Below are 24,716 nucleotides of genomic sequence, written 5' to 3' on the forward strand. Positions count from 1 at the left end.
CCACTGACGGGCTGACCCACTGACCGGCTGACCCACTGACGGGCCGACTCGCTGAGCGGAGGAGAGGAGGACCATGGACGCCATACCCGACCCCGACGAGTTCCGCGCCGAAGCCCGGCGCTGGCTGAAGGGCGTGGCGACAGCGCGCGCCGCACACCGGGAATGGGGGCGCGGCGACGACTCGGTGGCCGTCTTCGAGAACTGGACCGAGGCCGAGGAACGCACCCATACCGACCGGACACGGGACTGGGAACGCATCCGTTACGACCAGGGCTGGGGCGCGATCGGCTGGCCGCCGGAGTACGGCGGACGCGAACTGCCCCCGTATTACGAGCAGTTGTATCGCGCGGAGGAGTCCGCGTTCGACGTACCCCGGCGCACCGAGATCTTCCCGGTCACCCAGCAGCTCGTGGCACCCGCGATCCGGATCTGGGGCACCGAGGAGCAGAAGCGGCGCTGGCTGCGGCCCATGCTGCGCACCGACGAACTCGCCTGCCAGCTCTTCTCCGAGACCGAGGCCGGCTCCGACCTCGCCGCCGTGCGCACCCGGGCCGTACGGGACGGCGACGGCTGGATCCTGAGCGGCCACAAGATCTGGACGTCCGGTGCCAGGGTGGCCAGTTGGGGTGTCGCCGTCTGCCGTACCGACCCTGACGTGCCCAAGCACCCGGGCATCACGGTCTTCCTCGTGCGGATGGACGCGCCGGGCGTGACCGTCCGGCCCATCCGGCAGATGACCGGCGGCGCGAGCTTCAACGAGGTGTACCTGGACGACGTCTTCGTGCCCGACACCGACCGGCTCGGTCCGGTCGGCGAGGGCTGGCGGGTGACGCTCACCGTGCTCGCCGCCGAACGCCTCGATTCCGGGGGGCTCGGCCTGGACAACGCCGATCGCGCGCTCGACCTGGCCCGGCACATGTCCCGTCCGCTCACCGACGGTGAAAGGCAGCAGGCGGCCGACCTGTTCGTGCGCACCCTCGTCCAGCGCCTCATCGGGCTGCGCGTGACCTCGGCCCTCGCGGCCGGACGCGAACCGGGTGCCGAAGCCTCGGTCGGCAAGCTCCACGCCACCGCGACCATGCGCGCCACCACCGACCTCGTCCAACAACTCCTCGGGCCGCGGCTGGCCGCCGACACGGGGGAGTGGGGCACGTACGCCTGGACCGAGCACCTGCTAGGCGCGCCCGGCTATCGCATCGCCGGCGGCAGCGACGAGATCCAGCGCACCATCCTCGCCGAACGGGTGCTGGGCCTCCCCAAGGAGCCGAAGGGAGACGGACGTTGACCACCACGACCGAGGTGAACGAACTTGCCCGACGGGTCCGCGCCCGCCTCACCGAACACCATCCCGGCGAGCCGCTCGGCGACCTGCGCACTCTTCTCGGCGGCCACTCCGGGCTCACCTATTCCATCGCGGCGGGGTCGCTCTCGTATGTCGTGAAGGCGGTCCCGCCGGGCCAGCGAGCCGTCGGCCGCAACGACGTGTTGCGTCAGGCCCAAGTACTGGGCGCTCTCGCTGGATCTGCCGTGCCCGTGCCGGGTGTTGTCGCCGTCGACGAGGCCGAACCTGCCTGGTTCGCCATGGAGTTCGTGGCGGGCGAGGCGATCGAGCCGGTTCTCGACGAGCACAGTCTCGATCCCGAGCTGTGCCGGAACCGCATGCTGGCGGTCGCCCACGTGCTGCGCGCACTGCACGCCACGACAGGCACACCGTCGACGGAACCTCTCGACCCCGCCGGTGAGTTGGACCGCTGGACTCGCACCATGCGGGCCGTACCGGTGGAGCTCCGGCCGGGTGCCGAGGATGTGCTGAGCGCGCTGGCCGACCGTATCCCCGACGGCGTTCCTTCTACCCTCACCCACGGCGACTTTCGCCTCGGCAACGTCCTTTGTGAGGGTGCACGTCCGGCCGCCGTCGTGGACTGGGAGATCTGGGGGTACGGGGATCCGCGTATCGACCTGGGCTGGTTCCTTCTCTTTGCCGACCACCACAACTTCCCCCGGCTCGGCCGCGCCGTGCCCGGCCTGCCCACCGAGCGCGAACTGCTCACCGCCTACCTCGCCGGTCGGCCCGAACCCCCCGACCTCGACTGGTTCCGTGCGCTGGCCCGCACCAAGATGGCCGCGATCATGGGCCACAACCTGCGTCGGCACCGCGAGGGCAAACACCACGACCCCGACCAGGAGCGGCTGCCCCCGACCATCGCGGCGATGATCCGCGCGGCCGGCGACATCCTCGCCCGACGGTCCTGAAGGAGTGCCACCATGGATTTCGGACTCTCCCCGAGGGCCGACGAACTCCGCTTGCGCATGGCCGCGTTCATGGAGGAGTACGTCCTGCCTGCCGAGCCCGTCTACGACCGGCAGCTCGCCGAAGCGGACGACCCGCACGAACTGCCGCCGATCATGCGCGAGTTGAAGGAGAAGGCGCGCGCCGAGGGCCTGTGGAACCTCTTCATGGCGCACGGCCCTGAGCACGATGGTTGGGGCGCCGGACTCACCAACCTCGAATACGCCCCCCTCGCCGAACTGGCCGGCCGCTCAGTCATCGGCCCCGAGGTCTTCAACTGCTCCGCCCCCGACACCGGCAACATGGAACTGCTCGCCCTCTTCGGCACACCCGAGCAACAGGACCGCTGGCTGCGGCCGTTGCTCTCGGCAGAGATCCGGTCCTGCTTCGCCATGACCGAGCCCGAGGTCGCCAGCTCCGACGCACGCAACATCCGTACCCGGATCACCCGGGACGGCGACGAATACGTCGTCGACGGACACAAGTGGTACACCTCCGGGATCCTCGACCCGGACTGCCGGCTGATCATCCTGATGGGCGTCACCGACCCGGACGCGCCCACCTACCGACAGCAGAGCATGCTGCTGATCCCCCGGGACACACCGGGGATCACCGTGCTGCGCGATCTGCCGATGTTCGGCTACACCGACCGCTGCGGCCACGGCGATGTGCTCTTCGAGGACGTACGGGTCCCGGTGTCCTCGATGCTCGGCGGCGAGGGCGACGGATTCGCCCTGGCGCAGGGGCGGTTGGGGCCGGGCCGGATGCACTACGCCATGCGCGCGGTCGGATTCGCCGAACGGGCGCTGGAGTTGATGTGCCGCCGCACCCTGACCCGTACCGCTTTCGGCGGGCCGCTCGCCGAACGCGGTGTCGTCCGCGAGTGGATCGCGCGCAGCCGTATCGAGATCGAGCAACTGCGGCTGCTGGTTCTCAAGTCGGCCTGGCTGATGGACACGCAGGGCAACGCGGCCGCCCGTACCGAGGTCGCCGCGATCAAGGTGGCCGCGCTGGAGGTGGCCCACAAGGTCGTCGACCGGGCGGTCCAGGCGCATGGGGCCGCGGGGGTCAGCGACGACACCGTACTTGCCCGGCTCTACGCGATCACCCGCGCCCTGCGGATCGCGGACGGCCCGGACGAGGTGCATCTGCGCACGGTCGCCCGGCGTGAGCTCGCCAAGTACCCGGAGGAGTCGGCGTGAACGGACAGGTGCTGGACCGCCGGGTGGCCGTGATCACCGGCGGCTCGCGGGGGATCGGCCTCGGCATAGCGAAGGCCTACCGGGAAGCAGGTGCCCATGTCGTCATCGCCGCCCGCAAACCGGCCGGACTCGCCGCCGCGCGCGAGGAGTTGCTGCGCGTCAAGGGCGACGGCGAGGTGCACGACGTGGTCGCGCACGCCGGAGAGCCGGCCGATGCCGAGCGGTGCGTGGAGGAGACCATGGACCGGTTCGGCAGGCTGGACATCCTGGTCAACAACGCGGCCACCAATCCGTACATGGGCCCGCTCCTCGACCTCGACCCGCCGCGCGCCCGGAAGACCGTCGAGGTCAACCAGTACGGCATGGTGCTCTGGACCCGGTGCGCCTGGCGGGCGTGGCTACGGGAGCATGGCGGCGCGGTCGTCAACATCGCCTCCGTCGGCGGGCTCGTCGTCGATCCGCAGATCGGCTGGTACAACGCCACGAAGGCGGCCATGCTGCACATGACGCGGCAACTCGCCTACGAACTCGGGCCGTCGGCCCGGGTGAACGCCATCGCGCCCGGTCTGATCAAGACCGAACTGGCCCGCGCTGTATGGGAACCACGGGAGCCGATCCTGACCGCCAGGCTTCCCCTGCGTCGGCTCGGGACCGTCGAGGACGTGGCCGACGCGGCGGTGTTCCTCGCCTCCGACGCGTCCTCCTGGATGACCGGGCAGACGCTGGTCCTGGACGGCGGGGCGACCGCGTTGCCGATCGGGGTGGAGGCGTGAGCGCGCCTGCCGTGGACCTGTTCTCGCTGCGCGACCGGGTGGCCGTGGTCACCGGCGCCTCCTCCGGGCTCGGCGCGCGGTTCGCCACCGTGCTGGCCGCGGCCGGCGCCACCGTGTTCGCGGCGGCCCGGCGACCGGACCGGCTGAAGGAACTGGCCGACGGCGACCCGCGCATCCACCCGGTCGTCTGCGACGTCTCGCTCGAACACGACCGGGTACGGCTCGTCGAGACCGTGCTGGAGCACGGCTCGGGCATCGACGTCCTGGTCAACAACGCGGGAGCGCCCGGAGCCGTACGGGCCGAGGACGAGAGCTCCGGCGACTTCTCGGACGTCCTGGCCGTGAACCTCGTGGCGCCGTTTCATCTCGCCCGGCTGCTGGCCGAGACACCGTCCCACCATGACCGTACGAGAGCCGTCGTGAATGTGTCTTCCGTCCTCGGGCTTGTGTCCGGTGCCCCGCTCGGGGGCGCCGCCTACGCCGCGTCCAAGGCTGGACTCGTCGGGCTGACGCGGGAGTTGGCCGGGCAGTGGGGGAGGGAGGGGGTGCGGGTCAACGCCCTTGCTCCGGGCTGGTTCCGGTCCGAGATGACCGACGGGCTGTTCGCCGACGAGCGGGCGCGGCGGTGGGTGGAGCGCGGCACGATGCTGGGGCGCGGCGGCCAACAGGACGAGCTGGACGGGGCGTTGCTCTATCTCGCCTCCGACGCCTCCTCGTACTGCACCGGACAGGTGCTCACCGTGGACGGCGGATGGACGGCGCGATGAGGGTCACGTGCGAGATCGACGGCGACGGGGTCGCGCACGTCGAGATGTGCCGCGGCGCCGGCAACGCGATCGACCTCGCCATGGCCAGGGGGCTGCGGGACGCGGCGCGGGAGTGCGCGGGCGCACGGGTGCGTGCGGTGCTGCTCAGCGGGCAGGGGCGGTCCTTCTGCGTGGGCGGCGACCTGAGCGAGTTCGGCGCGCTGGACGGTGAGCGGCTGGCCGGGCACCTCGCCGAGGTCACCGACGCGCTGCACGAGGCGCTGCGGATCCTCGCCGGTCTCGACGCCCCGCTGGTGGCGGCCGTACAGGGAGCCGTCGCGGGGGCCGGACTGGGGCTCGCCATGGCCGCCGACCTCGGGTTCGCGGCCACGGACGCCGGGTTCACGGCGGCGTACACCGGGATCGGGTACTCCCCGGACGCGGGCGTCAGCTGGCTGCTGCCCCGGCTCGTCGGGCCCAAGCGGGCGCTGGACCTGCTGCTGACCAATCGCCGGGTCTCCGCCGCCGAGGCGCTGGACATGGGGCTCGTGAGTCGGGTCGTCGCCCCCGAGCGGCTACAGGCCGAGGCTGAGGAAGCCGCGAGGGCTCTGGCGCACGGAGCGACAGGGGCGTACGGGGCGACCCGCCGCCTTGTCGGCGGGGCGCTGTCGACCGGACTGCACGAACAGCTCGACGCGGAGGCGCACCGGCTGGCCGCGGCCGCGGTGTCCGCCGAGGGGCGGGAGGGCGTGGCCGCCTTCCTCGCCAAGCGGCGGCCGGACTTCCCGCGCGCGGTGACCCGGTGAAGCGCGCGACCGTACGTCCAGGGTGTGCGGCTGCCCGGGGTACGCGGCTCCCCGCCCGGTCCTCGACTCGTAACCAACCTGAACTTGGGTCTACTCTCGGACGACCGGCCGGTGATCGGAACCGGCCGTGGAGCAGAGGGAGCGGCAATGGCAAGGGCACGGATCGTGGATCCGGAGGAGGGGCCCAGGTCGAAGCGGGCAGCCATCCTGGTGGCCGCCGTGGAGCGGTTCGGCGAGGACGGCTACGAGGGCACCAAATGGTCCGAGGTCGCCGACCGGGTGGGTATCGGGCAGACCGCTCTCTACCACTACTTCGAGTCGAAGGCCCACTGTCTGCTCACGATCATGCGCCTGGAGCTCCAGCGCTCCCACGACATGTTCGTCGAGGCCACGGCCGACGCGACCGACCCGGTCGAGGAACTGCGTGCGGCGGTGCGCGCCGCCTTCGCGGTCAGCGAGCAGGAGATCCGCCAGATGCGCATCCTGCAGGCCAACATGTCCCTGCTGGCCAGCCCGCGTAAGTCCAAGCGCGAGGAGACCGAGCGGGTCGCGGCGCGCCAGCTGGTGCAGATGGTCGAGCGGGACTGGACGAATCTGCTGATGCGCGGCATGTCCAAGGGCGCGTTCCCGGTCCGCGACGCGCACACCCTGGGCCTCGCCGTGCTCGGCATGATCGTCAGCGTCTGGCGCTGGTACCGCCCGACCGGGGCGATCCCCCTGCCCGAGATCAGCGAGATGATCGAGGAGTGCGTGGTGCGGATGGTCGCCGAATAGCCGATCGGTCGGGTGTCGTCCCGCCTCTTGTCGGGGGCGGGCCGTCCGTCTTACAGTCAAACTGAATTGAACTCAGGTTGTTTTTCGACCTCAGGGATTCTTGAGTCTCAGGGATTTTTGAACCTCAGGGAGTGCGATCCGCAATGGTGCTTCGCGAATACATGGCCCGCATGGACGGCCAGGACCCGGAGAAGGTCCTGGACCTGGTGGAGCCCGGCTTCCGTTTTCTGATCGCGCTGCCCGGCACTCAGCGCGCCGGGGAGTCGCGCGAGGACTTCGCCGCGTACATCGCCGGGCGACAGGCCGTGGACCGTACGCACGAGATCAAGCGGTACGCGGTCGACGGCGACGTCGAGACGGCGTACGGGTTCGTGGTCGAGAGCGGCGTGACCAAGGGGGCGTTCCTGTCCGCCGTGCAGGTCTCGCCCGCCGGCCTGATGGCCCGTTACCAGTCCTTCTTCACCACCGACTTCGACCTGGTGGACCGGCCGTGACCGCGCCGTCCACCGCCTCCTTCCTGACCACGTGGTTCGCGATCCTGGACAGCGACGACGCTGACCGGATCCTCGACCTGATCACCGACGACTTCTCCTTCTCCATCCTGTTCTCCACCGGCGGCGACGGCGCGACCGACTTCCATGGTGGCCGGGCCGAGTTGGAGGGCTACCTGGCGCAGCGCGAAGTGGGCGTCCGTACCCACCACTTGCTCACGGCGAGCGCCGTCGGCACGGACGAGCTGTTTCTCGGCGAGGTGCGGCGCTCCGGCGAACCGGAGGCGACCTTCGTGGCCGGCGCCCGGCTCGACGAGTCCGGCCGGGTACGGCGGTTGCTCATCGGGCGTTCGCCCACGGTGCTGTTCACTTGAGAGGCCCGAGGAGGGCGCGATGTACAACCTGATCCTGCTGGCCGCACGGCCACCGGACTGGACCCACGAGCGGTTCATCGACTGGTGGCGCGTCGACCACGCCGAACTCACCCGCACCCTGCCCGGACTGCGGTCCTGGCGGCACACCGACCTCGACGCGGCCCTCGAACCGCGCTCCGAGGGCTGGGACGGCGTCTCCGTCCTGAGCTTCGACACGGCCGAGGACCTGCGCAAGGCGCTGGACAGCCCCGAGTGGGCGGCCGCGGTCGCGCAGGTGGGGGACATGCGGGGCCGACGGATCGCCGTCATGGGCGGCGAGATGGAGTTGTACGCGGGCTGAGTGGGGCCCGGCGGGTCGAACGGGAGGGTCGTAAAGGGCGGTTGTCCGGGGCGGTTTGTACGGGGCCGAGCCCCACCACCTTTCGCGCGAAGAGGCGAGGAAGCAGCGGATGCGAGACACAGTGCGGGAGTTCCAGGAGCGCGCGGAGAAGGCCGACTTCACTGCCGTAGTCGACGACTTCGGCCGCCACACCGCGCGCGGCCTGCTGGAGCGCGCGGCCGAACTGGCCGACGCCATGAGACCGGACGGAGCGGCGGGCGGGACGGCGGGCGGGACGGTCCTGCTCCAGGCCGACAACTGCTGGCGCACCGTCGCGGCGACGCTCGCCGTGGGACTCACCGGCGGAGTCCTCGCGCTGGTCAACCGGCATACGACACAAGCGGAGTTCGACGCCGCCCTGGAGGACATCCGCCCCGACGTCGTGATCGCCGAACCGTCGGCGGTCGCGGAGTGGCGGGGCCAGGAGGGCCTGCCGGGTGCCGGGGCGGTCCAAGTCCTGGATGGCTGGACGATGTTGGTCGGCCGCGGTCCGCGAGACGTCTCCCGCTGGTCCGGGGGCTCGGTCATCGGGCTCACCTCGGGTTCCACCGGGCGGCCCAAGGGAGTCGTCCAGTCGGAGGGCGCGCTGCGGTACGCCTGCGCTCGCACCGCCGAGATCAACGGGCTGCGCGGCGGCGACGCGGTGGCCGCGATCGTCCCGCTCTCGTCAACTGCCGCGTACTGCTTCGGTGTTGGCATGGCGCTCACGCTCGGCGGGCCCCTCGTCCTGAGCGGCCGGTGGGACCAGGAGGAGGCGCTCGTACGGATGTCCGCGAACGATGTCCGCTGGACGATGTGCGTGCCGACCATGGCCCTCCAGATGGGTGCGGCGGCAGCCGGGTCGCGCGTCCTCGGAGGCGTCCGCTCCATCACCGTCGGCGGTGGACCCATGGACCGCGGTGCCCTGGCCCGCGCCGAACGCTCCCTCGGCACCCGGATCCTGCGCGTCTTCGGCATGTCCGAGTGCCTCGGGCACACCTCGCCGCGGCCCGAGGACTCCGAGGAGGTCCGCCTGGACCGGGACGGTCGGCCGTTCCCGGGCACCGAGCTGCGCGCGGTCGCCCCCGACGGCACCGTGCTCGGCCCCGGCCGGACGGGCCGGGCCCAGGTCCGTGGCCCCTCCCTCTTCCTGGGCTACGCCCGTGACGGCAAGGTCGAGCCGCCCGCGCTCACCGCGGACGGCTTCTTCCCCACCGGGGACCTGCTCATGACCGGAGACGACGGCACGGTCACCATCATGGGCCGGGAGAAGGACGTCATCATCCGCGGCGGCCGCAATCTCGACATCACCGAGATCGAACGGGCCGTGGCCGCCCACCCCGGAGTCGCCCGCGCCTGCGTGGTCCCCGTGCCGGATCCGCTGCTCGGCGAACGCGCGGCCGTGCTCCTGGTGACCGAGCACGGGCAAGGCGGGATCGACCTGGCCGAACTCACCGCACACCTCGCACAGACCGGGCTCTCCAAGGCCAAGTGGCCCGAATTCGCCTTCACCGTCGCCGAGTTGCCGCAGACCACGGTCGGCAAGCTCGACCGGTCCGGAGCCCGCACGCTCGCCCACCGACTGCACGCCCGGCTCACCTCGGAGCCGGCCCGGCCGGCCCACCGGCAAGGAGATGCATGACCACCCCCACGACCCGCACCCCCCGTTTCGACCGCGGCCGATGGGCGGAGGCAGGAGCCGAGACCGTACGGCCCGGCGTCCACCGCATCCCGCTCCCGCTGCCGGACGACGGACTGCGCGCGGTCAACGTCTACGCGTTGGAAGGCCTGACGGACGGGCTGCTCCTGATCGACGGAGGATGGTCGATTCCCGAGTCCCGCACGGCACTTGAGGACGCCCTAAACGGCATCGGTCACGAACTCGGCGACATCAGCCACATCCTGGTCACCCACATCCACCGCGACCACTACACCCAGGCCGTCGCACTGCGTCGGCTGCTCGGTGCCCGGGTCTACCTCGGCTCGGGCGAGCGGCGCGGTCTGGAGCTGCTCGGATCGCTGCGCTCGAACCGGCCCGTGGGCTCGTTGGAGACGCTTGCGAGGGCGGGCGCCGGCGAACTCGCCGCGCGCATGGCCGCGATGGACTACGGCGACTTCGACCCGGCCGTGTGGGACGCGCCGGACCGGTGGCTGGAGGCGGAGGAACTCCGCTTCGGGGACGCGCGGTTGACGGTCGTACCGACCCCCGGACACACCCGGGGCCATGTCGTCTACCTCGACCAGGCGCGCGGGCTGCTGTTCTCCGGCGACCACGTCCTGCCGCACATCACCCCGTCCATCGGCTTCGAACTCGGTGGCGCCGACCTCCCGTTGGGCGACTATCTCGACTCGCTGCGCCTGATGACGACCCTCGGCGACGCCCGACTGCTGCCCGCGCACGGTCCGGTCGGCGACAGCGTGCACGCCCGGGTCGGCGAGCTGCTGGCCCACCACGACGACCGGCTAGCGCAGACACTGACGATCCTCGGGGACCGTACGCTCAACGCCCATGACGTGGCGGGGGAGTTGGGGTGGACCCGGCGCAAGGTGTCCTTCGCCGACCTCAACGCCTTCAACCAGATGCTCGCCGTCAACGAGACCGCGGCCCACCTGGACGTGCTGGTGGCCCGCGGTCTGGTCCGGAACGTGCGGCAGGACGGCGTTGATCACTACACCGTGAGTGCGGGAGAGCGCGTCTAACCGGTCGATCAGCGCGCCGTCCATCCTCCGTCGACGTACAGCTCCGAACCGGTCATGAAGCTCGCGTCGTCCGAGGCCAGGAACGCGACGGCCGCCGCGACCTCCTCCGGCGTACCGAGGCGGCCGAGCGGGGTGCCCTCCAGCATCGCGGTCAACCGGGGTGTGTCGCGCCACAGTTCGCGGGAGCGGGGCGTCTCGATGAAGCCCGGGTGCAGGGAGTTGACCCGGACGCCGCGCTTGGCCCAGTGCAGCGCGGCGTTCTTGGTCATGAGGCGTACGGCGCCCTTGGCCGCGTGATACGAGAACTGGGCGCCGAAGCCGCCGACCGTACCGAAGATCGACGCCACGTTGACCACGGAGCCGCCGCCGGAGCGCTCGATCGCGGCGCCGCCGTACTTCATGCCGAGCCAGACACCGGTCTGGGTGACCGCGATGACCTGGTTCCAGGTCTCCGAGGTCTCCGTCTCCACGGTGCCCATCGCGGCGATGCCGGCGTTGTTCACCAGGACGGACAGGGTGCCGAGTCGGTCCGTCACCCGGTCGACGACCGCCTGCCAGGCGGCCTCGTCGGTGACGTCAAGGGCCAGCCCCAGGGCCTCGCCGCCGACGTCCCCGGCGAGTTTCTCGCAGCGTTCCGCGTCCACGTCCGTGACCACGACCGCCGCGCCCTCGCCCGCGAGCCGCCGTACGACCGCTTCCCCGATGCCTCCCGTGGCACCGGTGACCAGTGCCACCTTGCCGGCCAGCCTCGCATCCATGGTGTTCCCTTCGCTCTTCGTCCTCAGCCCTTGACGCCGCGCCAGGCCAGCGCGCCGCCGTCGATCACGTATGCGGCGCCCGTGATGAACGCGGCGCCGTCCGAGGCCAGGAAGCAGGCGAGCCGCGCCACCTCCTCCGGCCGGCCGAGCCGGTCCACCAACTGCGGTGCCACCAGCTCCCGTTCCATCGCCCCGCGGTCCTCGGCCGCGGCGAAGTAGTCCTGCGCCAGCGGTGTGTCGATGACCCCGGGGCAGAAGCAGTTGCAGCGCACCGGGGCGAGGTCGACCGCGGTGACCTTGGTGAGGTGGATGACACCGGCCTTGGTGACGCCGTAGGCAGGGGCGTTGGGGAAGCCGACGAGACCGGAGACCGAGGCCGCGTTGACGATCGCCGGGTTCCGCGGAGAACGGCGCAGGAAGGGTGCCGCGAACTTGGTCGTCAGCCATACGGCCTTGAGGTTGACCTCGTAGACCGCGTCCCAGACCTCCTCGGAGAGCGAGTCGACTCCCCGTCCCTGCTCCGCGGTGAACGCCGTTTCGATCACCCCGGCGTTGTTGACCAGCACATCGAGCCCGTCGAACCGCTCCGCCGTGCGCGTCACCATCGCTTCGATGTCGTCGCGGACGCGCAGATCGCACACGATGGCCTCGGCCTTCGCCCCGGCGGCCCGCACCAACTCCGCCGTCTCGGCCACGGTCACGCCGTTCAAGTCGGCGACGGCCACCGCGGCGGCGCCCTGGCGTGCCGCCTCCACGGCGATCGCCCGGCCTATGCCCTGGCCCGCGCCGGTGACGAGCGCGGTCTTTCCTTCGAGGGAACCCAGCATGCGGTCTGCTCCCGTCCACTGGAAGTGAACCAACTTCAGTTCGGTTTGGAGTCTAGTCATCCGGTGGGTGAGCGACAAGGTGCGCGACGGCTCGCGAGATCGGTCAGGCGGTGGGCGAGCCAGCGGCCGTTTCCTGCATCACGTCGGAGCGGACTGTTGTGCTCTGTCACACGCCTCGGGGTAAGGCCGTTCACCTCGCGTTGGATTCTTGTTGGGGCGTCTGCCGCTACTGTCTGGCGAGCACTCAGATCGACGACCGCAAGACGACGCGAACCAGTATCCGTGCTTTCCGAATACGGGAGATACACGTGAAGGTATTTCGCCTGCCGTTCGTCCTCGCCGTTGCACTGGCGGCCCTGTTGGGAACTCTCGTATCGCCCGCTTCGGCCGTGGAGCGCACCTGTTACGGGAAAACGGGAAACTTCAACGACAACAAGATTCTCCTGGTGGACTGGGACCGAGGCGAAAGCGAATGCTTCGGCGTCGCGCCGTCCGGCAGTATTTGGCACACATGGCAGACCGCCGACGCGTGGTACGAGATGCCGGGCAACGGCCGTGCCTCGTATGTCGCACTTGGCTATGACATCTACGACGGCATTTTCGAGTCGAACTCTCAGAACATCGGGAAAGCCGTAAAGGTCGTCACGACGAGCAGTTCGTACTGCAATTATCTTGACTACGCGACCAACACCTGGGGTGGCTGGTACGAGGTATCCACTTTCAGCACATGCACGAGCTCACCCAACACCGGGCACGAGGCCACGCATTGGCTCCTGCCGCTGGACTGACCGTGCGCCACGGAGCCGGTGACAACCACTCGTGCCGGGCGCGAAAGTGGTCTCATGGCGCTGCGCTATCGGACCAACGACTCGGAGTTCGACTTCCCGCCCTTCGCCGGTCTGCCGCCGGTGCGCTACGTGCTCGCGTCGACCCCGCGATGCGGCAGCAACATGCTCGCCCGCGCCCTGTGGCACACCGGGCTGGCGGGCTTCGCCGAGGACTACTTCGCCGACGCCTTCGTGCTGGACTACTTCGAGCGGTGGGGATTCGACTCCGGTGATCCGCAGGAGCTCGCGGCGGGCTATGTACGGCAGTTGATGACATGCCGGACCAGCCCCAACGGCGTGTTCGGCCTGCGGATCCACGCGGGGCATCTCGGGAGCCTGGAGGCCGACCCGTACGACATCCTCCAGGCACCCCGGTACATCTGGATCCAACGCCGAGACCGGTTGCGCCAGGCCGTGTCGTACACCATGGCCGAGCAGACCGGTGTCTGGATCCTGGACGGGACCTTTCTGCCGGAGGGCAGCACGCGCGCCGCTCCCCGGTACAGCTACGAGGAGATCCGCCGGCATCTGCGGATGCTCGACCGTGATCTGTCGGTCTGGGAGGAGTACTTCGGGCGGCACGGTGTCTCCCCGTACACCGTCGTCTACGAGGATCTGGTCGCCGACTACGAGGCAGGTCTGCTGGGTTGCCTCGATTTCCTCGGTGTCGGCGCGCCCGCGTCCGTGCCGGCTCCCGGGATCAGGCGCCAGGCCGACGAGTTGACGGAACAGTGGGTCGAGAGGTTCCTACGGGATCGTCGTGCTGAGCGGCCAACGTCGTAGGCGGTACGGCGTCCACCACAGGTAGCGCCCGGCGCGATGGACCAGGTTCTCGCGCAGGTGACGCTCCAGGACCCGCTCCGTCGATGCCGACGCGATCACCGGGACACCGTCCAGCAGGCCCTGGAACGCCGTGCTCCGGGGGGCGTTGACGACCAGGCGTCGGAAGGAACCCCAGCGGTGGTCGCGGATCTCCAGGAAACCGGGGCCGCGGCGGTAGCCGCACTTGGCGATGTGGAACGAGCCGCGCCACGCGGTGACCACGTCGTGTTCGGTCTCCGCCTCCGTGGAGCCGCCGAAGACGGCTGCCGGGGGATGGAGGTGGCTCAGCGCTCGCCACTCGGCCGGGTCGGGCATGCGCAGGGTCCAGTCCACCGCTATGCCGTGGCTGGTGAGTTCCCGGATGGCGAGGAGAACGGCCACGGCGGACGCGCCCTCCGGATCGGTGAGGTCCACGGGCTCGTGGATCTGGACGAACTGGACGCCCTCCGCGGCCAGTTGTGCGACTGCTTCCGTCGGGGCGTCCGGTGGTTCGTCGAGGGTGCCGTAGTACATGCCCGGCAGGCGCGTGGCCGCCGGGTCGCGGTCCCTCCAGAGGGTCAGCTCCGTCTTCATCGCGCGTCTCCTCGGGCCGGGGCCACCAGAGCGGGAACGAGCGATGTGTCGTCCCCGCGCAGTCCGGCGCCGTCGAGCCGCAGCAGATCCTGGTTGGCCACGGCGGGCGCGACCTGCACGTACTGCCCGCCCTCGGCGAAGACCAGGCCGAGGGCCTGCCAACGTGCCAACAGGCCGGCCACGCGCTTCTCCGTCACCTCGCCGGCCGACGCCCCTGCGTCCGCGCACCGGGCAGCCGCCTTGCGCACCAACGCGGGCACGCTGTGCGGCGTGTCGAGCAGCCGGAACACCGCCACCTCGAACGGGTCCGTGAGGTCCAACAGCCGCCAGGAGAAGCCCGGTCGGGTGTCGACCAGGACGATGTGTCCGCCGAGGTCGCAGTGGGTCAGGCGGCTGCGCGGGTACGCGCCCGTCCAGTCGGCGACGGCCGCGCGCAGCCGGTCGCGGCAGGCGTCGGCGATGCCTTGGTTCGTTGAGTCGAAGATGTAGACCAGGTCGGCGAGTTCGTCGTCCGGCAGGTCGTAGATGTGCTGGTAGTGCGCGGCGGGGCGCAGCTCGGCGAAGCCCAGTTCCGGGCGGTCGAAGTAAGGACTGAACCGTTCGACCTTCAGGCGGGTGGAGTTGGCCGGCGGTCCGAGATGGTGCAGCGCGGGCAGCTGCTCGATGATCTCGTCGTAGTCCTCGTCGGTCTCACCGGGGAAGCCGTAGAGGTAGTTCCAGCTGAGGTTGACCCCGACGGTCTCCGCGTCGCGCAGCAGCCGTACGTTCTGGCAGCCGGTCACCCCCTTGTCCATCAGCTTCAGCACCCGGCTGCTGAGGCTCTCCACGCCCGGCTGCACATAGCTGACTCCGGCCGCGTACAGCGTCGCCAACTGCTCGCGCCGCATGTTCGACTTGATCTCGTAGCACAGGCGCAGGTCGTACCCGGACTCCTGGAGGAGCGGGGCCATGGAGTTGAGGTAGGCCATGTCGAGGATGTTGTCGGTGACCCAGACGTCGAGGACGCGGTGGCGCTCGACCAGGCCGAGGATCTCGTCCACGAACCGCCGCGGGTCCTTGCTGCGGAACTCCATGAACGAGCCGTTGAGGCCGCAGAAGGTGCAGTGGTGCTTCTCGCCCCACCAGCATCCGCGCGAGGCCTCCACCACCAGCCGCGGTTCCACCCAACTGCCCGCCGTGGACTGCGCGTGCCGCTCGAAGTAGTCGCCGTAGTCCGGGGTGACCAGTGCGCCCGGGGGCAGCGGGGCCGCGTCCATGGGATGCGCCACGGACCGGCCGTTGGCATCGCGGCGGCACAGGCCGGGGATGGCGGTCAGGTCGTCGGCATCGCCGTCGCGGAGCGCGGCGAGCAGTCGGGGGAACGCGATCTCGCCCTCGCCGCGCACCACGAAGTCGACGTACTCGAAGTTGCGGTGCAGCGCGGCGCCCTGAGGGCCGTCGCAGTTCGCGCCGCCGAAGACGGTGGTGGTGTCGGGTGTCAGTTCTTTGACCACGCGGGCCGCCGCGAGGGCCGCCGCGTTCTGCGCGAACGTGGTGGTGAAGCCGACCACGTCCGGTGCCGTGGCGGCGATCTTGGCGGCGGTCTCCCGGACGAACAGCGGCGCGAGTTCGTGCAGTTCGCGCGCCTTGGCCAGCATGTGCTCCGGCATTTTCCCGCCGAAGTGATCGGTGAACTCGGCTACCCGCCAACGGGGTTGGGCGTTGAGGGCGGCCGAGAAGATCCACTCGCTGTGCCCGGAGAAGTACGAGGTCGAGCAGAACTCGTACTCCTCGAAGCCGTATTCCGTACGAGCGGACACCCAGTCGGCGAAGTCCAGGTTGGCGTGCACCACTTCGACGTCCGCGGCGCCGTCGGGGAAGACGTCGAGGATCCGGCGTTTGAGAATGCCGAGGGCGAGGGACGGCGCGTCGAGCGACGACCACGGCATGTCCACCAACACGATGTGCAAGGCGGTTCCTCTCCCCGTCACCACAGTCCGCGGCGGGCCAGTGCCTGCTGCGCGGTCTCGCGCCCGTCTGTCGCTTCGGCGTCGAAGGCTTCCGCCACCCGCCCGGACACCACGCCGTGAGCCAGCCCGGCGGGCGTGGTGAAGTACGCGTAGTGCACCACGTCCGTGCCCCCGGCGTCGGGGCGTTCGCCCGAGGTGGCTCCCCAGGTGGCTGCGGACGCCGCCGCGTACGTCCGCACGGCAGCGTGGCCTCGGTCCGTGGCGACGATCCCCTCCGCCTCGATCACGAACGACAGCGGCTGCTCGCACGCCAGCGCCGTGAACAGGGCGATCATCAACTCGTGGGTCACGGTGTCGCGCAGCACCCCTGACCCGACGCCATCCACCAGGTAGGACGCGAACGCCTCCTCCGCCGACAACCCGGGGGCGGTGTACGGGATCAGCCGGTACCGGGTGAAGTGCGGTGAGCCGAGGAAGCCGGTGAGCAGGTCGGACTCCGAGGCACCGGTGTCCTGGAGCAGTCGCAGGCTGCGCGGGAACGTGGTCGCGAGGCTGCCGCCGCTGCCCGGCCGCCAGACCTGGGAGCGCAACCGCCGTGCGGTGGTGTCCAGTTCGGCCAGATCGACGGAGGCCAGACACTCCAGCTCGCCCGGATCCGCCGCCACGGTCGCGGCACCCTCGTCGGCCAGCCGGGCCCGCAGGTCCGCGTCCAGCAGCAACCGCATGAGCAGGTCGGTCAGTTGCTCGCCGTCCAGCGACGCGCCCGGTTCCACCGTGGTCATGCCGCCTCCCCACGCTGCCAGTTGGCGACGAGGTCTCGCAGCCGCGCGTAGTTCCGCCGCGACTTCTCGACCAGTTGCCCGTCCTCGCGGTACATCGGGTCCTCGTAGGACACCCCGAGGAGGTTCGGACAGCGCGGCAGCAGATACTCGGTGAGCTCCAACTGCTCGTCCAGCAGGACGCCGTGGTGCAGGTCGCGGAACTTGCCGCCCACGATCTGGCAGCCCGACAGGTGCAGTTCGCGGCAACGGGACAGGGGCAGGGCCTCGATCCCGTCGTACATGCTCTTTCCGGTACGTCCCCTCAGCCACTGGTAGCTGAGCAGATGACCGACGTCGAGCGTCACCCGCACGTCGGCGTCGTCCGCGAGCCGGGCGAAGTACTCGAAGGCGTCCATGTGCCCGAGGACGAACGAGCCGCCCTCGGTGAAGCCGGGGAACTCGACGTGCAGCGGCGGTTCGAGCAGCCGGGCCGCCTCCGCCACGTTCCGGGTGGCGAGCTCCAGGCCCGGCTCGGTCAGCGGCGGCGGGAGCGGATAGGGCATCGGTATGCCGCGCAGGCTCCAGATGCCCAGGTCCTCGACCACCCAGGAAAAGCCGTAGCGGGCGGCCAGTTCGTTGGTGAACTCGGCGGCCGGGCGGCGGTCGTAGCGCTCGGGCGTGCCCATGTTCAGCTCGGTCTGGTGGAAGGCGCGGGCCAGCCCGGTGGGCACCGCCTCGAAGAAGCGGTCGTAGGCGCGCACGTAGTCGGCCGGCCGTACGCGGGCGCGTGAGCGCGGCTGGAACGCTAGGGCCGAGTAGGCGAAGTCGCCGCCGTGGCGGTGCAGGAAGGCGCGGACGCGGTCGGTGATGTCGCCGCCGCCGTCGTCGCTCTCCACGAATCCGATGCCGCGCCTGCCGAGGCGTCCGCCGCCCCACGGCATGTCCATCAGCACCCCCAGGCCCATCCGGGGTGGGGCTGCGATGTCGGTGACGGTTCGGGCGCCGCCGGGTGCGGTGCGCGGCGGGTGCGTCATGACGAACTCCTGGCTGAGGGGGCCGGGTTGGCTGAATACGCCGGGTCTGCTGAATGCGCTCGGTCGGTTGCATGCGCTCGGTCGGTTGCATGTGCCCGGCCGGTCGAATGCGCTGGGTCGGTTGACTGTGTCGGATCGGGGGTGCCCGCCGCCGCGTCGGCCAGGCGGGCCAGCAGCCGGCTGCCACGGTCGGTGCGGGCCGTGAGCAGGCCGTCGGCGCGCTGTTCCACGTCGGTGCGGGGGAGTGCGTAGAACCGCTCCCGGACGAGGTCGGCGAGGGTGACGCGATCGGCCGTGCGGTCGTCGGCGTACGCGGGCATGGCGCGTACCCATGTGTGCGGGCGCAGGGCCGCGACGGCGGGCGTGCGATGGCCGTTCGCGGTGGAGCGGGTGGGTGCCGAGCCGTTCGCCCGGCCCGGTCTGACGGTGTCGAAGATCCGCACCAGCCGGTCCAGCGCCTCGGTGCGCGTGGGGCCACCGGGGACCGTCAGCGGGTGGCCGACCCGGCCGGCCAGGTAGCTCAACTCGGGGTTGCCCGCGAGGCGTTCGGAGGTGTCGAGGGAGAGCCCGTACTCCTCCGGGCTGCCCACGAGCCTGCTGCCGGGCTCTGCCACCATCAGCTCCAGCGCGTCGATGCCGATCCGCCGCTCGTTGTCGACGAGGAAGCGCAGGGAGGCCTCGAACTCGTCCGGCGTCTCGTCCAGGACCTGGCCCATCACGGTGAACCGGACGGTGATGCCCGCCGCGTCGAGGTTGTCGAGGATCCGTTGGTAGTCGGCCGCGCGCACGCCCCGGTCCACCCTGTCCAACAGGCGCTGCGAGGTGCCCTCGTAGCCGACCGAGATCATCGCGCAGCCGACCGAGGCGAGGTCGTGGCAGAACTCCGGGTCGGTCAGGGCGCCTTCCAGTCGGCTGCGCACGCCGAATCGGACCCGGATGCCGCGTTCGCGTACCGCGGTCATCGCTTTCTGGATCAGCCGCAGGTTGGTGTTCTCGTCCGCGACCGACACGTACCGGGTGCCCGTTGTCTGGACCACGGCCTCCACGGCGTCGGCGATCTGGGTCGCGGTGCCCTGCTGGTAACTCCCTTGCGGGAGCGACCGGTTGCCGTAGGAGCAGAACGCGCATCGCCCCCAGTAGCAGCCGACGCACGAGACGATCGCGAGCTCCAAAGCCTCGTTGAGATAGGAGCGGAACGGCAGTCCGGTGAAGTCGGGTGGTCCGAGGTCACGGAAGCGCAGGGTCACCGGGGGCCCTGTGCGCGGCTCGCCCCCGGAGCGCGGCAGCCAGGTCATGCCGGGCACGGCGGTGAGCGCAAGTGTCCCGTCCAGCGCGTCCAACCAGCGTTCGAGCGGCTCCTCCCCGGCGGTCGGGCACAGGGCGTCCACCGTCTCCCGGACTCCGGGCAGTTGGGCGAGCCTGTCGTGACGGAGCATCACCTGCTGGCCGCCCAGACAGATTTGGGTGTCCGGCGCCAGCCGCCGGATCCAGGCGGCGATCAGCAGCGCGGGCGCGAGCTGGCTGAAGAACGCGACGGACAGGCCGACCACCCGGGGCCGATGGTGGTCGAGCAGCTCGGTCACCATGCGGTGCAGCGAGGCGACCGGTACGTCCGACGCGGCGGGCGGCCGGTCGGCGACCTGGCGTACGGCATCGTCGAGTTGACCGAGGTCCTCCCATGTCCGTACCAGGAAGGTGTCGCGGACCAGGAGTTCGAGGGCCAGCGTGGCGAGCCGGACCGCGCGGTCGGGGCCCAGCTCGCCGGCTGACTCCTTGTGCAGGACGTGGGCACGCAACTCGCCGATGTGCGTGGCGAATACGTCGGCGACCGCTCGGCGATACCAGTCGCTCACGGCCGTACCGTCGTCGCCTGTGTCCTGGGCGCGGACCGCGTCGTCCAACAGCGAGGGACAGCGCAGCAGTTCGTGGAGCACCGCGATGTTCAGGTCGGCCTGGTGCACCCGCCGACCCCGGCGGCGCAGGTGGCCGGTGAGGTAGGGCAGGCTCAGATACGGGAAGAACCTTGCCTCGGTCTGCGGCGGGAAGAGCAGCAGAACGTCGGTGCGGGTAGGGTCCGCCGACTGGCTGGACGGCACGACCCACCTCCTCGTCCCACCGGTCTCGTCCGTCGAAGAGTTGCCTCGGCTCCCGGACGTCCTAGTCGGGGATGTCCTCGGTGCTCTCCGCCGCGATGTAGGTGTACGTGTGGTAGGCCGCGCCGAGCTTCAGCTCGCTGGAGTCGATCACTTGGAGTTCTTCGAGCTCACCGAATTCCTCATCGACGAGTTTCTCAATAGACGCTGCGGTCATGATTCTCTCCCCTTCGCAGACATGATCGGAATGTGCCGATTGCCGTGTGCGGCGCCCACGCTAAGCTAGACGGTGCGTCCGTCAACAGCCCATACGTCGTCGTTTAGTTGGGGCGGCATTCAGCCAGTTCAACGACTCATGGAGACTCCGGGGCACCGGGGTGGCGCAGCGCCGGTCACGATGACCATGACTCATAATCGCCCTCGGCGCCGCGCGGTTCGGAAAAATAGAGGTCAACGCCGTATGGCGGACAACGTCGTTGTGCTGCTGGAGGGCCGTTTGTACCGCCATGTCGATGCGGCCGTGGTTCGGGCGGCGGTCGGGCGTCCCGACCGTCCGGTGGTCTGGCCGGACCTGACCGGTCCGTCCGCGCACACGGAGTCGTGGCGGGCGTGGCTTCAACAGCTGTGGCAGGCAACGGATTTCGCCACCGCGGTGGAGTTCTCCAGCCCGGACCTGGCGAGACGGGTGCATCAGATCTGCGTCGGCGATCCGGTGCCGGAACCCGCCGTGCGGCGCGCGGTGTTCTCGGTGCTGCGCTATCTGCTGCGCGCCCGTTCGCGTGCCACTCCGTTCGGCCTGTTCGCCGGTGTCGAGGTTGCCCGCACCGGGGCAACTCCCTTGCTGCGCACGGGCACGAAGCACCGGGCGATCACCAGGCCGGACGCGGCCTGGACCGCGGCTCTGGTCGATCGCTTGGAGGAACACCGTGAGCTATGCCCCCAATTGACGCTGCTCGCTTCCAGCCTCGCGTTCGAGCGCGATGGACGCCTGATGATCGAGCACCGCTCAAGCAGCGCGAACGGCGGCGACCCCGTGCACGTGGGGATCCGCGCGACCGAGCCGGTCCGCATGGCCATGGACGGGGCAAGGGTGCCCGTTCTGTGGGCGGTTCTCGCCGAAACGCTCGCCGCCGGTTTCCCTGAGGCTTCGCCCACCGCGATCGAGAACCTGCTCGCGAACCTCGTACGACAGCGATTCCTGATCACCGGCCTGCGTCCCGCGGTCACGGCTTCCGACCCGATCGCCGCCCTGCTCGGACAGGCACCGCACCTGCCCGCGGTCGAAGCCACCGAGTTGCGCGAGGTCAAGGCGGGACTGGCACGGCACGACGACGCGACTGCCGCGGGTGTGGGGGCTCGTGCTGAACGTGCGCGGGTGAGCGCCGTGATGAGACGGCTGTGTCCCGCTGCGGAACCCGGGCTCGCCCTCGACCTGCGGTTGGACTGGGAGTTGGTGATCCCGGAGGCGGTGGCCGAGGAGGTGGCGGCGGCCGCCGCGGTGCTCACGCGCCTGGCACCGCGGGCGGCGCTGAGCCCCGAGTGGGCCGCCTGGCACGCCCGTTTCCTGGAGCGCTACGGCCCGGGAGCGGCGGTTCCCGCCCTGGACGCCATCGACCAACTCGGCTACCCGTCCGGCTACCTCGGCTCCACAGCCGCTTCGACGGCCCCGACGCTGACCGCCCGCGACAGCCGGCTGCTGAGCCTCGCGTACACCGCCGCGATGAGGCGCCGCCACGAGGTCCGACTCGACGATGCCGCGATCGACGAACTGGCGGTGGTGGATCCCGGCAGGCCCGTGCAGCCGAGCACCGAGGTGACCGTGCGGATCCACGCCGCGAGCGTATCCGCCCTGGAACAAGGGGAGTTCACGCTGCACGTCGGCGGGGTGGCCCGTGCGGCCGGAGCGGGCACCGGGCGCTTTCTCCACCTGTTCGACGCCGACGACCGCCGCCGGATGGCTGGCGTGTACGCGGCCCTCCCCGGCGTACAGCAGGACGCGCTGATCGCGCAGATCAGCACCACCCCGCTGTACGTACGCTCGGCGAACGTCGCGCTCACCCCGCAGGTGGCGGAGCTGGTGATCCCCCTCGGCGACCACCCCGGCCCGGACACGGGCCAACTGCCCCTGACGGACCTGGCGGTGACGGCCGATGACGACCAACTGCACCTGGTCTCGGTCTCCCGCCGTCGCCCGGTGCACACGATGCTGCTGAACGCCGTGGATCTGACCCAGCACACCCATCCGCTGGCACGGTTCCTGGTCGAAGCTCCGGTGGCACTGGCCGTCCCGTGCACCGGGTTCGCGTGGGGAGCCGCCGTCTCCAGCCTGCCGTTCCTCCCCGCGCTGCGCTACGGGCGCACCGTACTGTCCCCGGCCCGCTGGACGCTCGGCGCGGACGACCTGCCCGACGCGCGGACACCATGGCCGCAGTGGGACAAGGCCCTGGCCGAGTGGCGTCGTGAGGTGCTCCTGCCCGAGCACGTGTACCTGGGCGACGGAGACCGTCGTATGAACCTGGACCTGAGTGAGCCCTCGCACCGGGTCCTGCTCCGTACGCATGTGGAGCGTGACGGGAAGGTGTTGCTACGGGCCGCACCGGAACCCGGTGACCTGGGCTGGACCGGCGGTCGCGCCCACGAGATCGTCATCCCCCTGGCGGCTGCGGACGAGCCTCGCGCACCGGTCCGCGAATCGCGCGACGTCGTGACGCGCGACCACGGCCGACTCCCCGGCAGCGGCAACCTGCTCTCCGTCAGCTTGTACGGGCACCGCGACCGTCAGGACCCACTGCTGACCCGGCATCTGTCGTCCCTCCTCGGGGAGTTGGGAGAACCCCGCTGGTGGTTCGTCCGCCATTGCGACCCCGAGGACCACGTAAGTCTTCGACTGTCCTGCGCGCCCGGTTCCCTCGGTACCGCCGTCGAGCAGATCGGCGAGTGGACCCGGCGGCTTCGGCACGCGGGCCTGATCACCCACACGAGCCTGGAGACCTACTACCCGCAGACCGCGCGCTTCGGCGGCCCTACGGCGATGGAAGCGGCCGAGGAGTACTTCGCGGCCGACTCGGCCGCCGTCCTCGCCCAACTCACCGCGCAGAAAGGTCATGACGCTCGCGCGGTGACCGCCGCGAGCATGGTGGACATCGCCGTCGGCCTGCTCAGAGACGTCGCGAAGGCGATGCGCTGGCTGGTCGGGCACGCCCACACGGAGCGGAGCGCCCCACCCCGAGCGATCTACGACCAGACCATCGCCCTGACGACCGCCCTCCTCACGCCCACCGCCCCCGACACCCTGGTGCTGGACGCGCGCGTTACCGCGAGCTGGTCCGCACGCCGAGCCGCACTGGCCGCGTACCGCACCGCACTTGAGGGCGCGGGAACGCTGTCCCCGCAGGACCTGCTTCCGGACCTGCTCCATCTCCACCACGTCCGGATGCACGGGCCGGGACTTCCCGAGGAACGCGCGCACCTGCACCTGGCCAGAGCCGCCGCGCTGAGCTGGACGGCACGCGCGAGGACGGATCCTCACGGTCGCAGCAGTGGGTGATGAATCACGGTCGCAACAGTGGGTCATGAAGGTGCCGGACCTACAGGGGCGTCGGCGCCGGCGATCAGTCGCTCCGCATCGGGGAGAAAGGTCTTGAGGTCGGCCTGGTCCCTCCCCTCGATCCCGATGGCGAACAGGTGGCTCCTGCCTCCGTACGCAACGTCGGAGAGATAGAGCCGCAGCACCGTCCTCGTCATCGGCTGCGGCGGCTCCGCCGGCTCGCACAACTCTGCGGGTTCATCGAGGACTTCGGCTCCGGCTCCGACAGCCACCGCGTCTGCGGGCATCCCGGGCTTCGCCCGGAGTGCCTCTCGGGGGGTTCGGATCCCGGAAGCCTGCCGGCAGGCCCGCACCGGACGTCGCATTTCTTCAACGGGCAATTCACAGTGACTTTCACCGGACGGTGGGAGAGCCCCGAGGACCAGCCCGTCGAGTTCTCCGTGGCGCCGGAGGGCAGTTGGGATCTGCACCGGGTCCTGTTCTGGTCCGATCTCATCCCGGTGGGCAAGGACCGGAAACCTGCCGCCGGGGTGCACAGCACCGCGTCTGATCTGGTGGCGTGGCTCAGAACCCGCCCGAACGTAGAGGTTTCCGAGCCCCGCGAAGGCACGATCGGCACCGACGCTCTCCCTGCGCAGGTGGTCGACGACATCGCGACTTCCGGCAAGGCGGTGAACGAGGCCGCCGACTGCCCGGTCAGGGCCGCGGGACCGCGAGGAGTTTGAGAGCGGATTTCACGACAGACCCCCACGTTGCTCCGGTGTCCGGATCAACCTAAATGCTCCCAGGATCCGATGCGACGGCATAGCGAAAGCACGGACCGTGCACCGGCATTGTTGCGAGAGCGGCCAGGTCGGGTCTGTCGCACGAGTTCAAGACCGTACCGGGTGTGCAGAGTTGGTCATTCCTCCTACCGTGTTTCCGGCAGTCCACCGGCTGCCGGGAGAGTGCTGGGAAAGCGGGGCTTCGTTGAACGACTTCGTCGCGGTCTGTGCGGCTGAGCTGGTGCGG

Annotated in this window: 24 protein-coding genes; 16 read left to right on the forward strand and 8 right to left on the reverse strand. The window is 70.3% G+C overall.

Annotated elements, in window-relative coordinates:
* Nucleotides 1-73: 73 nt before the first annotated feature.
* The 12 genes from ACWDR3_RS09055 (at nucleotide 74) to ACWDR3_RS09110 (ending at nucleotide 10,514) form a co-directional block, all read left to right on the forward strand.
* Nucleotides 74-1,285, forward strand: coding sequence for an acyl-CoA dehydrogenase family protein (locus ACWDR3_RS09055; RefSeq protein ID WP_450351796.1), 1,212 nt, complete (start codon nucleotides 74-76; stop codon nucleotides 1,283-1,285).
* Nucleotides 1,282-2,253, forward strand: coding sequence for a phosphotransferase family protein (locus tag ACWDR3_RS09060; RefSeq protein WP_450351797.1), 972 nt, complete (start codon nucleotides 1,282-1,284; stop codon nucleotides 2,251-2,253). The genes ACWDR3_RS09055 and ACWDR3_RS09060 overlap by 4 nt, the downstream gene beginning before the upstream one ends.
* A 12-nt stretch (nucleotides 2,254-2,265) precedes the next feature.
* Complete coding sequence (locus tag ACWDR3_RS09065; protein ID WP_450351798.1) at nucleotides 2,266-3,492, forward strand: acyl-CoA dehydrogenase family protein; 1,227 nt, start codon at nucleotides 2,266-2,268, stop codon at nucleotides 3,490-3,492.
* Entirely contained in the window at nucleotides 3,489-4,265 is a 777-nt protein-coding gene (locus tag ACWDR3_RS09070) for an SDR family oxidoreductase (protein ID WP_450351799.1), read from the forward strand. The genes ACWDR3_RS09065 and ACWDR3_RS09070 overlap by 4 nt, the downstream gene beginning before the upstream one ends.
* Nucleotides 4,262-5,032, forward strand: coding sequence for an SDR family NAD(P)-dependent oxidoreductase (locus tag ACWDR3_RS09075; protein ID WP_450351800.1), 771 nt, complete (start codon nucleotides 4,262-4,264; stop codon nucleotides 5,030-5,032). The genes ACWDR3_RS09070 and ACWDR3_RS09075 overlap by 4 nt, the downstream gene beginning before the upstream one ends.
* A complete protein-coding gene (locus ACWDR3_RS09080; protein WP_450351801.1) occupies nucleotides 5,029-5,817 on the forward strand; it encodes an enoyl-CoA hydratase-related protein in 789 nt (262 codons plus the stop codon). Before ACWDR3_RS09075 ends, ACWDR3_RS09080 begins: the two co-directional genes overlap by 4 nt.
* A 147-nt stretch (nucleotides 5,818-5,964) precedes the next feature.
* Nucleotides 5,965-6,591 (forward strand): TetR family transcriptional regulator, encoded by a 627-nt coding sequence (locus tag ACWDR3_RS09085; RefSeq protein ID WP_450351802.1) that lies wholly within the window; start codon nucleotides 5,965-5,967, stop codon nucleotides 6,589-6,591.
* A gap of 143 nt (nucleotides 6,592-6,734) precedes the next feature.
* Nucleotides 6,735-7,085 carry a nuclear transport factor 2 family protein gene (locus ACWDR3_RS09090; RefSeq protein ID WP_450351803.1) on the forward strand — a complete coding sequence of 117 codons (351 nt, stop codon included), beginning with the start codon at nucleotides 6,735-6,737 and terminating at the stop codon, nucleotides 7,083-7,085.
* Nucleotides 7,082-7,456: a nuclear transport factor 2 family protein gene (locus tag ACWDR3_RS09095; RefSeq protein WP_450351804.1), complete on the forward strand. Its 375-nt coding sequence runs from the start codon at nucleotides 7,082-7,084 to the stop codon at nucleotides 7,454-7,456. Before ACWDR3_RS09090 ends, ACWDR3_RS09095 begins: the two co-directional genes overlap by 4 nt.
* A 19-nt stretch (nucleotides 7,457-7,475) precedes the next feature.
* Nucleotides 7,476-7,796 carry an EthD family reductase gene (locus tag ACWDR3_RS09100; protein WP_450351805.1) on the forward strand — a complete coding sequence of 107 codons (321 nt, stop codon included), beginning with the start codon at nucleotides 7,476-7,478 and terminating at the stop codon, nucleotides 7,794-7,796.
* Between the two features lie 109 nt (nucleotides 7,797-7,905).
* Nucleotides 7,906-9,456 (forward strand): class I adenylate-forming enzyme family protein, encoded by a 1,551-nt coding sequence (locus ACWDR3_RS09105; protein WP_450351806.1) that lies wholly within the window; start codon nucleotides 7,906-7,908, stop codon nucleotides 9,454-9,456.
* Nucleotides 9,453-10,514 (forward strand): MBL fold metallo-hydrolase, encoded by a 1,062-nt coding sequence (locus ACWDR3_RS09110; protein ID WP_450351807.1) that lies wholly within the window; start codon nucleotides 9,453-9,455, stop codon nucleotides 10,512-10,514. Before ACWDR3_RS09105 ends, ACWDR3_RS09110 begins: the two co-directional genes overlap by 4 nt.
* 8 nt (nucleotides 10,515-10,522) lie before the next feature.
* On the opposite strand, the gene ACWDR3_RS09115 is transcribed toward ACWDR3_RS09110, so the two are convergent.
* Nucleotides 10,523-11,272: an SDR family NAD(P)-dependent oxidoreductase gene (locus ACWDR3_RS09115; RefSeq protein ID WP_450351808.1), complete on the reverse strand. Its 750-nt coding sequence runs from the start codon at nucleotides 11,270-11,272 to the stop codon at nucleotides 10,523-10,525.
* Between the two features lie 23 nt (nucleotides 11,273-11,295).
* Complete coding sequence (locus tag ACWDR3_RS09120) at nucleotides 11,296-12,099, reverse strand: SDR family NAD(P)-dependent oxidoreductase (RefSeq protein WP_450351809.1); 804 nt, start codon at nucleotides 12,097-12,099, stop codon at nucleotides 11,296-11,298.
* Nucleotides 12,100-12,407: 308 nt separating this feature from the next.
* Here ACWDR3_RS09120 and ACWDR3_RS09125 point away from each other — a divergent pair, with 308 nt between their 5' ends.
* The gene (locus ACWDR3_RS09125) at nucleotides 12,408-12,887 is read left to right on the forward strand and encodes a hypothetical protein (protein WP_450351810.1); all 480 of its coding nucleotides are present in this window, start codon (nucleotides 12,408-12,410) and stop codon (nucleotides 12,885-12,887) included.
* A gap of 54 nt (nucleotides 12,888-12,941) precedes the next feature.
* Complete coding sequence (locus ACWDR3_RS09130; RefSeq protein ID WP_450351811.1) at nucleotides 12,942-13,709, forward strand: Stf0 family sulfotransferase; 768 nt, start codon at nucleotides 12,942-12,944, stop codon at nucleotides 13,707-13,709.
* On the opposite strand, the gene ACWDR3_RS09135 is transcribed toward ACWDR3_RS09130, so the two are convergent.
* The 6 genes from ACWDR3_RS09135 to ACWDR3_RS09160 form a co-directional block, all read right to left on the reverse strand.
* Nucleotides 13,674-14,321, reverse strand: a complete 648-nt coding sequence (locus tag ACWDR3_RS09135; RefSeq protein ID WP_450351812.1) for a DUF5825 family protein — start codon at nucleotides 14,319-14,321, stop codon at nucleotides 13,674-13,676. The two genes, ACWDR3_RS09130 and ACWDR3_RS09135, sit on opposite strands and share 36 nt — an antisense overlap.
* The gene (locus ACWDR3_RS09140) at nucleotides 14,318-16,261 is read right to left on the reverse strand and encodes a RiPP maturation radical SAM C-methyltransferase (protein ID WP_450351867.1); all 1,944 of its coding nucleotides are present in this window, start codon (nucleotides 16,259-16,261) and stop codon (nucleotides 14,318-14,320) included. The genes ACWDR3_RS09135 and ACWDR3_RS09140 overlap by 4 nt, the downstream gene beginning before the upstream one ends.
* Before the next feature lie 26 nt (nucleotides 16,262-16,287).
* Complete coding sequence (locus ACWDR3_RS09145) at nucleotides 16,288-17,052, reverse strand: hypothetical protein (RefSeq protein ID WP_450351813.1); 765 nt, start codon at nucleotides 17,050-17,052, stop codon at nucleotides 16,288-16,290.
* Nucleotides 17,049-18,065 (reverse strand): multinuclear nonheme iron-dependent oxidase, encoded by a 1,017-nt coding sequence (locus tag ACWDR3_RS09150; protein ID WP_450351814.1) that lies wholly within the window; start codon nucleotides 18,063-18,065, stop codon nucleotides 17,049-17,051. The genes ACWDR3_RS09145 and ACWDR3_RS09150 overlap by 4 nt, the downstream gene beginning before the upstream one ends.
* Nucleotides 18,062-20,161, reverse strand: coding sequence for a B12-binding domain-containing radical SAM protein (locus ACWDR3_RS09155; protein ID WP_450351815.1), 2,100 nt, complete (start codon nucleotides 20,159-20,161; stop codon nucleotides 18,062-18,064). Before ACWDR3_RS09155 ends, ACWDR3_RS09150 begins: the two co-directional genes overlap by 4 nt.
* Before the next feature lie 61 nt (nucleotides 20,162-20,222).
* A complete protein-coding gene (locus ACWDR3_RS09160) occupies nucleotides 20,223-20,375 on the reverse strand; it encodes a hypothetical protein (RefSeq protein WP_450351816.1) in 153 nt (50 codons plus the stop codon).
* A 243-nt stretch (nucleotides 20,376-20,618) separates the two neighbouring features.
* On the opposite strand from ACWDR3_RS09160, the gene ACWDR3_RS09165 reads away from it, so the two are divergent.
* Both ACWDR3_RS09165 and ACWDR3_RS09170 read left to right on the forward strand, forming a co-directional pair.
* Nucleotides 20,619-23,705: a lantibiotic dehydratase gene (locus ACWDR3_RS09165; protein WP_450351817.1), complete on the forward strand. Its 3,087-nt coding sequence runs from the start codon at nucleotides 20,619-20,621 to the stop codon at nucleotides 23,703-23,705.
* A gap of 386 nt (nucleotides 23,706-24,091) precedes the next feature.
* Nucleotides 24,092-24,430 carry a hypothetical protein gene (locus ACWDR3_RS09170; protein WP_450351818.1) on the forward strand — a complete coding sequence of 113 codons (339 nt, stop codon included), beginning with the start codon at nucleotides 24,092-24,094 and terminating at the stop codon, nucleotides 24,428-24,430.
* Nucleotides 24,431-24,716 lie beyond the last annotated feature (286 nt).

It is taken from the genome of Streptomyces sp. NPDC001002 (assembly GCF_053599215.1).

What these genes read in the sequence shown, in the direction of transcription:
- ACWDR3_RS09055 (WP_450351796.1), top strand. Translation starts at nt 74, where the DNA reads ATGGACGCCATACCCGACCCCGACGAGTTCCGCGCCGAAGCCCGGCGC.
- ACWDR3_RS09065 (WP_450351798.1), top strand. Translation starts at nt 2,266, where the DNA reads ATGGATTTCGGACTCTCCCCGAGGGCCGACGAACTCCGCTTGCGCATG.
- ACWDR3_RS09080 (WP_450351801.1), top strand. Translation starts at nt 5,029, where the DNA reads ATGAGGGTCACGTGCGAGATCGACGGCGACGGGGTCGCGCACGTCGAG.
- ACWDR3_RS09085 (WP_450351802.1), top strand. Translation starts at nt 5,965, where the DNA reads ATGGCAAGGGCACGGATCGTGGATCCGGAGGAGGGGCCCAGGTCGAAG.
- ACWDR3_RS09090 (WP_450351803.1), top strand. Translation starts at nt 6,735, where the DNA reads ATGGTGCTTCGCGAATACATGGCCCGCATGGACGGCCAGGACCCGGAG.
- ACWDR3_RS09100 (WP_450351805.1), top strand. Translation starts at nt 7,476, where the DNA reads ATGTACAACCTGATCCTGCTGGCCGCACGGCCACCGGACTGGACCCAC.
- ACWDR3_RS09105 (WP_450351806.1), top strand. Translation starts at nt 7,906, where the DNA reads ATGCGAGACACAGTGCGGGAGTTCCAGGAGCGCGCGGAGAAGGCCGAC.
- ACWDR3_RS09110 (WP_450351807.1), top strand. Translation starts at nt 9,453, where the DNA reads ATGACCACCCCCACGACCCGCACCCCCCGTTTCGACCGCGGCCGATGG.
- ACWDR3_RS09115 (WP_450351808.1), bottom strand. Translation starts at nt 11,272, where the DNA reads ATGGATGCGAGGCTGGCCGGCAAGGTGGCACTGGTCACCGGTGCCACG.
- ACWDR3_RS09120 (WP_450351809.1), bottom strand. Translation starts at nt 12,099, where the DNA reads ATGCTGGGTTCCCTCGAAGGAAAGACCGCGCTCGTCACCGGCGCGGGC.
- ACWDR3_RS09130 (WP_450351811.1), top strand. Translation starts at nt 12,942, where the DNA reads ATGGCGCTGCGCTATCGGACCAACGACTCGGAGTTCGACTTCCCGCCC.
- ACWDR3_RS09135 (WP_450351812.1), bottom strand. Translation starts at nt 14,321, where the DNA reads ATGAAGACGGAGCTGACCCTCTGGAGGGACCGCGACCCGGCGGCCACG.
- ACWDR3_RS09145 (WP_450351813.1), bottom strand. Translation starts at nt 17,052, where the DNA reads ATGACCACGGTGGAACCGGGCGCGTCGCTGGACGGCGAGCAACTGACC.
- ACWDR3_RS09150 (WP_450351814.1), bottom strand. Translation starts at nt 18,065, where the DNA reads ATGACGCACCCGCCGCGCACCGCACCCGGCGGCGCCCGAACCGTCACC.
- ACWDR3_RS09160 (WP_450351816.1), bottom strand. Translation starts at nt 20,375, where the DNA reads ATGACCGCAGCGTCTATTGAGAAACTCGTCGATGAGGAATTCGGTGAG.
- ACWDR3_RS09165 (WP_450351817.1), top strand. Translation starts at nt 20,619, where the DNA reads ATGGCGGACAACGTCGTTGTGCTGCTGGAGGGCCGTTTGTACCGCCAT.